At 61.0% G+C, this 10029-nt stretch carries 10 protein-coding genes; 8 read left to right on the plus strand and 2 right to left on the minus strand.

The window, feature by feature from the left end:
* Positions 1 to 471: 471 nt before the first annotated feature.
* Complete coding sequence (locus AC5DC2_RS12805) at positions 472 to 2328, plus strand: ABC transporter ATP-binding protein (RefSeq protein ID WP_491698751.1); 1857 nt, start codon at positions 472 to 474, stop codon at positions 2326 to 2328.
* A gap of 118 nt (positions 2329 to 2446) precedes the next feature.
* Here the strand turns inward: AC5DC2_RS12805 and AC5DC2_RS12810 are convergent, their stop codons facing one another.
* Positions 2447 to 3241 carry a response regulator gene (locus AC5DC2_RS12810; RefSeq protein ID WP_024706019.1) on the minus strand — a complete coding sequence of 265 codons (795 nt, stop codon included), beginning with the start codon at positions 3239 to 3241 and terminating at the stop codon, positions 2447 to 2449.
* A gap of 58 nt (positions 3242 to 3299) precedes the next feature.
* Between AC5DC2_RS12810 and AC5DC2_RS12815 the strand changes: the two genes are divergently transcribed.
* The 4 genes from AC5DC2_RS12815 to AC5DC2_RS12830 all read left to right on the plus strand — a co-directional run bounded on the left by AC5DC2_RS12815 (position 3300) and on the right by AC5DC2_RS12830 (position 7197).
* Positions 3300 to 3602: a NepR family anti-sigma factor gene (locus AC5DC2_RS12815; RefSeq protein WP_024706020.1), complete on the plus strand. Its 303-nt coding sequence runs from the start codon at positions 3300 to 3302 to the stop codon at positions 3600 to 3602.
* A gap of 5 nt (positions 3603 to 3607) precedes the next feature.
* Positions 3608 to 4174, plus strand: a complete 567-nt coding sequence (locus AC5DC2_RS12820) for an RNA polymerase sigma factor (protein ID WP_256389183.1) — start codon at positions 3608 to 3610, stop codon at positions 4172 to 4174.
* A 308-nt stretch (positions 4175 to 4482) separates the two neighbouring features.
* Positions 4483 to 5916, plus strand: coding sequence for an HWE histidine kinase domain-containing protein (locus tag AC5DC2_RS12825; protein ID WP_491698752.1), 1434 nt, complete (start codon positions 4483 to 4485; stop codon positions 5914 to 5916).
* Between the two features lie 213 nt (positions 5917 to 6129).
* Positions 6130 to 7197 (plus strand): PRC-barrel domain-containing protein, encoded by a 1068-nt coding sequence (locus tag AC5DC2_RS12830; protein ID WP_491698753.1) that lies wholly within the window; start codon positions 6130 to 6132, stop codon positions 7195 to 7197.
* Positions 7198 to 7271: 74 nt separating this feature from the next.
* Here the strand turns inward: AC5DC2_RS12830 and AC5DC2_RS12835 are convergent, their stop codons facing one another.
* Positions 7272 to 7955 carry a phosphoribosyltransferase gene (locus tag AC5DC2_RS12835; protein ID WP_491698754.1) on the minus strand — a complete coding sequence of 228 codons (684 nt, stop codon included), beginning with the start codon at positions 7953 to 7955 and terminating at the stop codon, positions 7272 to 7274.
* 156 nt (positions 7956 to 8111) lie between these two features.
* Here AC5DC2_RS12835 and AC5DC2_RS12840 point away from each other — a divergent pair, with 156 nt between their 5' ends.
* The 3 genes from AC5DC2_RS12840 to AC5DC2_RS12850 all read left to right on the plus strand — a co-directional run.
* Positions 8112 to 9089: a magnesium transporter CorA family protein gene (locus tag AC5DC2_RS12840; RefSeq protein ID WP_491698755.1), complete on the plus strand. Its 978-nt coding sequence runs from the start codon at positions 8112 to 8114 to the stop codon at positions 9087 to 9089.
* A gap of 178 nt (positions 9090 to 9267) precedes the next feature.
* Positions 9268 to 9612 carry an AtpZ/AtpI family protein gene (locus tag AC5DC2_RS12845; protein ID WP_024706026.1) on the plus strand — a complete coding sequence of 115 codons (345 nt, stop codon included), beginning with the start codon at positions 9268 to 9270 and terminating at the stop codon, positions 9610 to 9612.
* A 64-nt stretch (positions 9613 to 9676) separates the two neighbouring features.
* Positions 9677 to 10029: F0F1 ATP synthase subunit A (locus tag AC5DC2_RS12850; protein ID WP_491698756.1), on the plus strand; the 353-nt coding region annotated here is incomplete at its 3' end.

The raw sequence follows: 10029 nt of genomic DNA on the forward strand, positions 1-10029 counted from the left end.
GCTTCAGCAGCGCGAGATTGTGAAGCCAGTCGGTTTTGCGCGACACCTGGTCCCTCTTCGACGTCTGTTTCCCGGACCTTCTAGCACGACCCCCCGCGGGCAACACAAGGCCGCATTGTATCGGCGATGCCTCGCCGGCTTTGACCAAGCGTTGCCGAGCGGCAACATATCCGCGTGAAATGTCTTTTTTGCGGTTGACGGCTATGGCCATCCGGATGCGGTGGGTCTATAAGTCCCGCGTTTTCTCTAACCGGCGAAAGGAGCATGGCATGATGAACATCACTGGCTTTGTAGTGCTCCGCGTTCCACCGCGCCGGACCGTGTGACCTTTCACACCGCCTTCTTCTTTCCTATTTAATCATCCGAATTAACGCGACAGCGTGAACCGGTCGCTGTTCCAGTCCCGGGTCCCCTGTGGGGGCATAGTGTGCTCTTTTTTGGAGAGCGGCCGGGAGGCATTGGAGTGAGATCATGTTTCGCTGGTTTGAAAACCGCCTCAATCCCTACCCCGTGGAGGAGCCCACGGCGCCGCCCACGGGCCTTATTCCCTTCCTGTGGCACTATTCGAAGCCCGCAGCGCCCTATCTGGCGCTAATGGCCCTCGTTGCAGCGCTGGTCGCCTTCGGGGAAGTCTATCTGTTTCGCTTCCTCGGCGATATCGTCGACTGGCTGTCGACGGCCAACCGCGAGACCTTCCTTGCGGACGAGGGCTGGCGGCTCGCCTTCATGGGCGCGCTGGTTCTGGTGCTGCTGCCGGGCCTGACGATTTTCTCCTCGCTGCTGATCCATCAGGTGCTGCTGGGCAATCTGCCGATGATCAGCCGCTGGCAGATGCATCGCTATGTGTTGCGCCACTCGATGAATTTCTTCGCCAACGAGTTTGCGGGACGGGTTTCGCAGAAGGTCATGCAGACCTCGCTTGCCATCCGCGAAACGGTGATGAAGGCGCTCGACATGTTCGTCTACGTCATCACCTATTTCGTTTCGATGATCTTCATCGTTGCCGCAGCCGACCGGCGTCTCGTCATTCCGCTTCTGGTCTGGATCGTCATCTATGCCTTGCTGCTCTGGTACTTTATCCCGCGGCTGCGCAAGATCTCGGCCGAGCAGGCCGATGCGCGCTCGCTGATGACGGGTCGGGTGGTCGACAGCTACACCAATATCGCCACCGTCAAGCTGTTCTCGCATGCCGGCCGCGAGGAGCTTTTTGCGCGCGAGGGCATGGACGGCTTTCTGGATACGGTCTACCGCCAGATGCGGCGGGTGACCCAGTTCCAGGCGCTTGTCTATATCAACAATGCGGTCGCGCTTTTTGCCGTGGCGGCGCTGGCGATCCGCTTCTGGCTGGAAAGCAGCATCACCGTCGGCGCAATTGCGCTGACCCTCGGTCTGGTTATGCGCATCGGCGGCATGTCGCAGTGGATCATGTGGGAAGTCACCGGGCTCTTCGAGAACATCGGCACGGTCTATGACGGCATGTCGATGATGGCGAAGAAGCACGAGCTGGTCGATGTCGACGACGCGCAGGCTCTGGACGTGAAGAAAGGCGAGATCGTCTATGACGACATCTCCTTCCATTACGGCAAGGCGGGCGGCGTCATCTCCGGTCTGTCGCTCACCATCAGGCCGGGCGAGAAGGTCGGTCTGGTCGGACGTTCCGGCGCGGGCAAGACGACGATGATGAACCTGCTCCTGCGCTTCTTCGATCTTGAAGGCGGGAAGATCACCATCGACGGCCAGGATGTCTCGAAAGTGTCGCAGGACAGCCTGCGCTCGATGATCGGCGTGGTGACGCAGGACACGTCCCTGCTGCATCGCTCGATCCGCGACAACATCGCCTATAGCCGTCCGGGCGCAACGGACGAGGAGGTGACTGCCGCGGCAAAACGCGCCAATGCCTGGGACTTCATCGAAGGGCTTTCCGACATGCAGGGTCGCACCGGGCTTGACGCCCATGTGGGCGAGCGCGGGGTGAAGCTTTCCGGCGGCCAGCGCCAGCGCATCGCGATCGCCCGCGTGTTTCTCAAGGACGCGCCGATCCTGGTGCTGGACGAGGCGACCTCGGCGCTCGATTCAGAGGTCGAGGCGGCCATTCAGGAAAGCCTGTTCGGGTTGATGGAGGGCAAGACCGTGATCGCGATCGCCCACCGCCTGTCGACGCTGACGGAGATGGATCGCCTCGTTGTCCTCGACAAGGGCGAGATCATCGAGACTGGCACGCATCAGGAACTCGTGGAGGCCGGCGGCATCTATGCCGATCTGTGGAAACGCCAGTCCGGCGGCTTTCTCGCCGAGGACGAGACGCTTGCCGGAGAGGCTGCCGAGTAAGAACGGGCGGGCCCGCCGGAGACGGCGGGCCCGCCGAAAAAAAACCGACGGGTTTGTCAGCAGTCTGGGAGGCGGCCGTGGCCGCCTTTCTTTGTTTATGCGAGGTTGCCCGGCCTCTTCAGGCCGCTTCCTGGTGTCGTTCCTGGAAGAACAGGGCCTGGCTGATCAGCGCCTTGACCATGTCCGGGTTGAACGGCTTGGTGACCAGGAAGGTCGGCTCGGGCCGTTCGCCGGTCAGGAGGCGCTCGGGGAAGGCGGTGATGAAGATCACCGGAATGGAATCATGCTCCAGGATGTCGTTGACCGCGTCGATACCGGAGCTGCCGTCGGCAAGCTGGATGTCGGCGAGCACCATGCCTGGCTTGGAACTGTTGTAGAGGTCGACCGCTTCCTTGTGGGTGCGCGCGATGCCGGTCACCCGATGACCGAGGCTTTCGACCATCTGCTCGATATCCATGGCGATCAGCGGCTCGTCCTCGATGATCATGATGTCGGTGGCCACCTGGCGGGCGATCTCTGCCGAGGCCTCGTCAACGAGGCCGGGGATCGCGTCGGGCTCGACCTCGAGGATCGCGGCCGTTTCCTCATGTGAGAAATTTTCGAGCGAGATCAGCAGAAAGGCCTGCCGAGGCTTGGCCGGAAGCGCCATCAGATTGGCCGCGGCGCGTTTTTCCCATGAATAGGGCGATTCGATGTCCTCTATCTCGATCGTCGTGGAACTGAACAGGCGTGAAAAGAGTTTGTAGAGTGAAACCTTGTCGTCGCCGTTCTCGGGAAAAAGAGAGACATCCTCGATCAGCGTTTCAAGGACGGCGGCCACATAGGCATCGCCGGAGGTTTGCGATCCGGTCACGGCACGAGCGTACCGCCTGAGATATGGCAAATGGGCAGCGATACGGGTTGAAAGCGACATATTATACAGTCTCCTGCCTCGGTAAATCTGTTGGGTAGGCTCAAAGAGCGCTATCAAAATGACCAAATGCGTCAGTCAAAAAAAAGTTCCGGCTTTGAAGGAACTTTTTATCGGACCCGGCGTTTTCGGCTTGAACATGCAATTGGGTACAAACGGGATTAAACTGGTGAAAAGCAATAGCAGTCTGGGAAAAGGGGAAGCTCTGCCCGGCACGGCAAAGAGCCCGGAAGAGGCGATCAGCCGCCGCCTCAAGGCCCTTTACAATGCCGTTGAACAGGAGGAGATCCCGGATCGGTTTCTCGACCTGCTCGAACGTCTTGATGCGGCAGAGTCCGCTTCGACGCGCAAAGCAAAGGGGTGACGGCCTTGGTCAGGGATGATGATACGAGCTTCAAGCGCGATATGCTGAAGACGGTGCCCAGCCTGCGTGCCTTTGCGGTATCGCTGTGCGGACATCAGGATATGGCGGACGATCTCGTCCAGGACACGATCATGAAGGCCTGGGCCAAGCAGGACAGTTTTGCCGAGGGCACGAACATCAAGGCATGGCTGTTCACGATCCTGCGCAACGAGTTCTACAGCCAGATGCGCAAGAGTGGTCGCGAAATACAGGATTCCGACAATGTCTTCACCGAGCGGCTGTCGACGCATCCCGCACAATATGGCGCGATGGACCTGCGCGACTTCCGCAAGGCGTTGAACCGGCTGCCTGACGATCAGCGCGAGGCGATCATTCTGGTCGGCGCTTCCGGCTTCTCCTATGAGGAGGCGGCCGAGATTTGCCAATGCGCCATCGGCACGATCAAGAGTCGCATCGCGCGGGCGCGCGGCAAGCTTCAGGAGCTTCTGGATATCCAGGGGGAGGTCGACTTCGGACCGGATGCGAATTCCGCCGCCGTCGTCAGCAGCGCGTTCGTTACGCGCCCGGCATGAGGACAAGCCGCGACCGTTCTCCTGCTTCTGATCGAAAACCGCCGTGCGTTCGGGATGACGACCCGGACGCACGGCTTTTTCTGCGTCTTCGGAACGAAATTCGGCGCGCAAGGGAACCTAAGCACTGGTCAGGCGTTCTTGAGCGTGATTGATATTCCGCCGGTCGATGCGGTCATCCGAAATAGCGCGGAAGAACCCTTGCTTTCGCCTCAGAATGAAGAGCCTTTTAGCCAGTGGAACATTTGCCGAGCGATATTGTCGATGCGATCAAGGATCAGGACAGGCTAAACACCCTATCGCAGACAATCATGCGTGCCGCCGAGGTCGACGAAGACTTCGTCGCGATCGTCGAATCGGCTGCCTTGCGCTTCGCCTGCCCGGCTGCGCTTATCCTGATAGCTGACTATGACGAAAATTGGGTACAGGCGGTTCACGGCATGCAGCCGGAGACCGTTCCGACCCGCTCCGGCCTTTTCGTCTATCCGATCGCGCTCAAGCAGGACCCGGCGCTGATCCTCAACAATCCGGCCGACCAGCTCGATATCGCGCCTTCCGTTCCGAACTATGACGGCAAGCCCGTCAGGTTTTTCGCCGGCGCGCCAATCAAGGTGCACGGCGTCAATGCGGGCTCGCTTTGCGTCATCGACGGGACCAATCACCGCGACATTTCCGATGAGGATGCCGCGGCGCTGCGCCGTCTCGCCAATCTGGCCGGCTCACTCTATGAATTAAAGGATGCCGCGCGCGGCAAGGCTTCCGCCGATATAGCGCTGTCGCGCGCCCAGAAGCGTCACTCCATGGCGCTTCGCGCCGGCAACATCGCCGCCTGGAGCTGGGACCGCCAAAGCAATATGGTCGAGTGCGACAATGCGCTGAGGGAAATGCTCGGCCTGCCGGCCGGCGAGCCGGTGACCTGCCGCAGCCTTCTTGCCGCCATCGCGCCGGAGACGCGCTTTCCGCTTCTGCGCCGCTTCAAGTCGGCGCTCGATCGCGGCGAGGAGTACCAGTGCGAATTCAAGGCCGCCGCAACGGGCAAGTGGCTGCTGTCGCTCGGCGGCGCCTATGAAAGCGTGCTGTCGGCAGAGCAGAGCGGGCCGGTCTTCGGCGTCGTTGTCGATATCTCGACAACCAAGGAGTCGGAGCAGAAGACGCGGCTCCTCCTGCGCGAGCTCAATCATCGGGTCAAGAACACGCTGGCGATCGTCCAGTCGATCGCCGGCCAGACGCTGCGGCGCTCGCGCACTTCGGCAGAGTTCAACATGGCCTTTTCCGGCCGCCTTCAGGCCTTGTCGGCCGCCCACACCCTGCTTTCCGACGAGCAGTGGGGGGCGATCGCGCTTGACCGCTTGCTGCGTTCCCAGGTGGCGCCGTATATCGACAGCGCCAGCCGGCAGGTCGATATTCACGGTAGCGCTGTCTTCCTCGACCCTGACGAGGCGCTGGCGCTCGGTCTCGTCATCCACGAACTGGCGAGCAATGCCGCGAAGTTCGGGGCGCTTTCCACGCGCGCCGGCGTCGTCGATATCTCGGTTGCCTGCGGCGAGGACGATAATGGCGCGTCCCATCTCGAGCTCGACTGGGTGGAGGTCGGCGGCCCGCCGGTCACGCCGCCGCAAGAGCGCGGCTTCGGCAGCGTCCTGATCGAGCGCAGTCTCGACAAGGTTATCGGCAGCAAGGTCGATATCGAATTTGCCGACACCGGCCTCAGGGTCCATATCCGCATGCCGTTGCGCTTCTGCTGAGATCTTTCGCCGCGCCCTCCGCCGGACCCCGCCCGCCGCCAGAAGCCCGGGCGGTTTTTTTGCCTTCCCTGATCGAAAAAAAACGTATCGACGCAGGAACAAGGTGTCCGGCAGCACGTTTTGTTGGTGTGCAGCGAGTGAGAATAAAACGAGACTAAAATAAATATTAAATCGTGCTCGCAAAGAAACATTCAGGAAAAGAGGAGTATTGATATGCTTCGCAAGATTCTTTCGACTACGGCGCTGGTAGCAGTTGTTTCCACGGGCGCGGCCTATGCGCAGGACGCTACCAATACCGACACGATGGACAACAAACCCGCCGCGACGACCGGCATGGAAGCTGGCATGGAAACGGGCGCAACGCCGGTCTTTCCCGAACGTCAGGCTGCCTCTGACGATGCCCAGAGCTTCTTCGGCGCAACCGACCAGCAGGTTCTCGCAAGCTCGCTTCTCGGCTGGCCGGTCTATGGTCAGGATGCCGATGATCAGGGCCGCGAGCAGATTGGCGACATCAATGACATCGTGATGGGTTCGAACGGCAACGCGACTGCTGCCGTCATCGGCGTCGGCGGTTTTCTCGGCATCGGCGAAAAGGATGTCGCCGTGTCCTTCGACCGTCTCGGCTGGCAGCAGGGCGAGAACGGCAACTGGCTGACGATCGACGCGACCATCGAGGAACTCGAGAACGCCCCGTCATTCGAATATGACAATCCGAACCTGATCGAGGGCGGCACGGCGGCGATCCGTGAGGAGGCCGGCCAGCTTCGCACGGCGACCAATGACGCCGCCAACAACGTTGCAAACGAGACGCAGGATCTCGCCAATACCACCGGCAACGCCATGAACCAGGCCGGCGAGGCCGCCGGCAACGCCATGGACGACATGGTGGCAGGCGTGAACAGCATGGGCGAGAACGCCGCGGAGACGATGAATGCGGAAAATCCGATGCTGGAGGGCATGTCCGAGGTCGACATGGCGTCGATCTCCTTCGACCAGCTTGACGGCGCCACCGTGCTGAGCGCTGAAGGCGACAGCGTGGGCGATGTTTCGAACATCATGACCCACGGCGATCAGAGCCAGAACATCCTGATCGTTGACGTCGGCGGCTTCCTGGGTATCGGCGAGAAGCCCGTGGCGATCTCAGCCGATGCGGCGACGGTCATGAGCGACGGCGACGTCTATGTCATCAAGACGCGGTTTGACCGGGAAACGCTGGAAAATCAGCCGGAATTCTCCGAACAGGCGCTGAATGAAAATCCGGATGCCGTTCTTCTGAACTGATAACTCCGGAAGCAGTGCGTTGCGATAGGCCCGCGATCTTCGGATCGCGGGTTTTTCGTTGCGCGGAGAACCGGTCAATGGCCGGTTTTTTCGCGCCATTTGCCGCCCTCGCCGCGCTGAAGCAGGGGCGTTGAAAAGCAGGCGTGGATTTTTTTCGAGAGCCCATCCTCGTATTCGTCGAGGGGGGCGCGGTATCGCGCTGTCTGCAGCATGGCCGCGCCGATCGTGACGGGGCGGATGCCGCATTTTTCGAGCAGAGACAGGCCGGCGAGGATCGAGCGTCCCGAGGAAATCACGTCATCGACAAGGGCGACGCGCTTTCCGGAAAGGAGAGGCAGCATGCGCGGGTCGATGAACAGGCGCTTGTCCTGATCCGGCGTCGTTACCGAGTTCATGGGCATCGACAGCGCGTCCTCGTACCAGAACTTGCGGGAGTTGCCGAGAGGAACGAAGCGGGCGTGACCCAGCGCCCTGGCAACGCCCGCGGCAAGCGTCAGCCCCAGGGTCGGCAGGCCGACGACGATATCTGGTCTCTCAGCCGCCAGGCGTCCGGCCAGGTCTTCGGCAAGGCCATCGCAAACGGCGAACGAGGCCTGGTTGATGATGAGAGAGGCCAGGCCGCCGCCGTCGACCGATCGGATCGGCAGCAGCAACTGACGGCCGTCGGCAAGGGTGGCGGGATAGGCGGCGGAAAGCGGCGCGTGCGGGTCGACTGTTCGCGGCGGCAGGAATTCCTGCCAGAACTCGTGAGGTTGCATCTTGGGGTGTCCTGTTCGGGCCTTTGCGTGTTCTGCCGCACGGCCATGACGGGGAGATCGCGCGACGCCAGCGCGTTCTGAAAAAACACACTTGCCCTGGCATTTATGCTTGGGTAGCCAGTAGAGGCAAGCGCGAGGTCAGAAGGCGGGGTTCAGATGATCCATCTCTACAGGGTCGGCGGTGTCAAGACCGCCTTGCCGTCGTCAGGCGCGGCGGAACCGCTTGGCGAGGACGTCGTCTGGATCGACATGCTCGATCCGACCGAGGCGGACATGCAACAGATGGAATCGCTCCTGGGCGTGATGCTGCCGACCCGCGAGACGCTGAAGAACATCGAGCCTTCCAGCCGTTACTATACCGAGGGCAACGCCGTATACATGACCGCGTCGATCGTGATGAACGTGGATTTCGGCCTTGCCCAGCTGACCGATGTCGGCTTCATCCTCGCCGAAGGCCGGCTGGTGACCATCCGCCACGCCGAGCCGAAGCCGTTCTTTCTCTTCGCCGCCGACATGAAGCGTCTCGATATCGGGCCCGGGCAGGGCGTACGCGTTCTCGCCCACCTGCTCGACACGATCGTCGACCGCACGGCCGAGATCCTGGAACTGGCGGTCGCCAAGATCGACAATGTCTCGATCGCCGTTTTCGGGGAGGGCGTGCGCGGACGGCGACGACCCCCGGCCGAACTCGAGGAGCGGCTGATCGAGATATCGACCTACCACCGCCTCGTCAGCAAGACGCGCGACAGCCTGATCACGCTGGCGCGCCTTTCCGCCTACGTGCAGGCGCTTGGGCGGGTGCGGGACGACAAGCCGACCAAGGATCTCTGCCGCATCGTCGCCCACGACATCCAGTCTCTGTCCGAGCACGCCAGTTTCGTTTCTTCCAACATTTCCTTCCTGCTCGATTCGTCGCTCGGTCTCGTCAATCTCGAACAGAACAACATCATGAAGCTGTTCTCTGTCGTTTCGGTGGTCTTTGCGCCGCCGATGCTGATCGCCGGCATCTATGGCATGAATTTCGACCGCATGCCCGAACTGCACTGGGCATACGGTTATCCCGCCGCCGTTGCCGCAATGCTCCTGACGGGCGTTCTCGCCATCTACTGGCTGCGCTCGCGCGGCTGGTTCTAGGGCTTTGGTCGAACAAATCCGGTTGCGCAATTGCGGTTGCCTCGAAGCTTGACTAGCATGGGCATGAAAACTATGGTGCGCCCGACTTGACCGGGGGGTCCCGAAGGCTTTATCGCATTGCTGAAACATCCGCCGAGCGCCGGTCGCGCGGTCGAGGATTTTTGGGAAAGCGGATTTGATGGCTGAGGACGGGCAGGAGGACTTGGAAGAACGCCGCAAGCGGCTCGCCAGCGAACTGGGCGCGCTGCGGAAGGGCCAGAATGGAGAGAGCGACAGGAAGGCGGAAAGCTCCGCCAATGACCGGCGTGAAATGTCGAAGGGCCTGAAGCTTTCGAGCGAATTCATGGCCGCCATTTTCGTCGGTTTCATGATCGGCTTTCTCCTCGACAAGTTTGCCGGAACCGGCCCCTGGGGCATGATCGGCTTTCTTCTTCTCGGTTTTGGCGCCGGGGTCTTGAATGTGTTGCGCTCCGTCGGTTATGTGGCTGAGCCGGAGGACCGTCTGAAGAAGGACGGGAAATAAAGTTTGGTTCTGCGCGCATGACCGCCCCAAGCGGGTCCGCGCAAGGTGAGAAGAGAGAGCACAGGTGGCAAACGATCCGACCCATCAGTTTCAGATCCACAATATCGTTCCGATCAATGTCGGCGGACTGGACTTTTCCTTCACCAATGCATCGCTGTTCATGGCGATCACGGTGGGCGCTGCGGCGGGCTTCATGTATCTGGCGACCTCCAAGCGCGGCCTTATTCCTTCGCGCACCCAGTCGATAGCCGAACTTCTCTACGAGTTCGTGGCCTCGATGCTGAGGGAAGGCGCGGGGACAAAGGGGATGGTGTTCTTCCCCTTCGTGCTGACGCTCTTCCTGTTTCTGCTGACCGCCAATCTGATCGGCATGTTCCCCTATTTCTTCTCCGTGACCAGCCAGATCGTCGTGACCTT

Source organism: Martelella sp. (assembly GCF_984369615.1).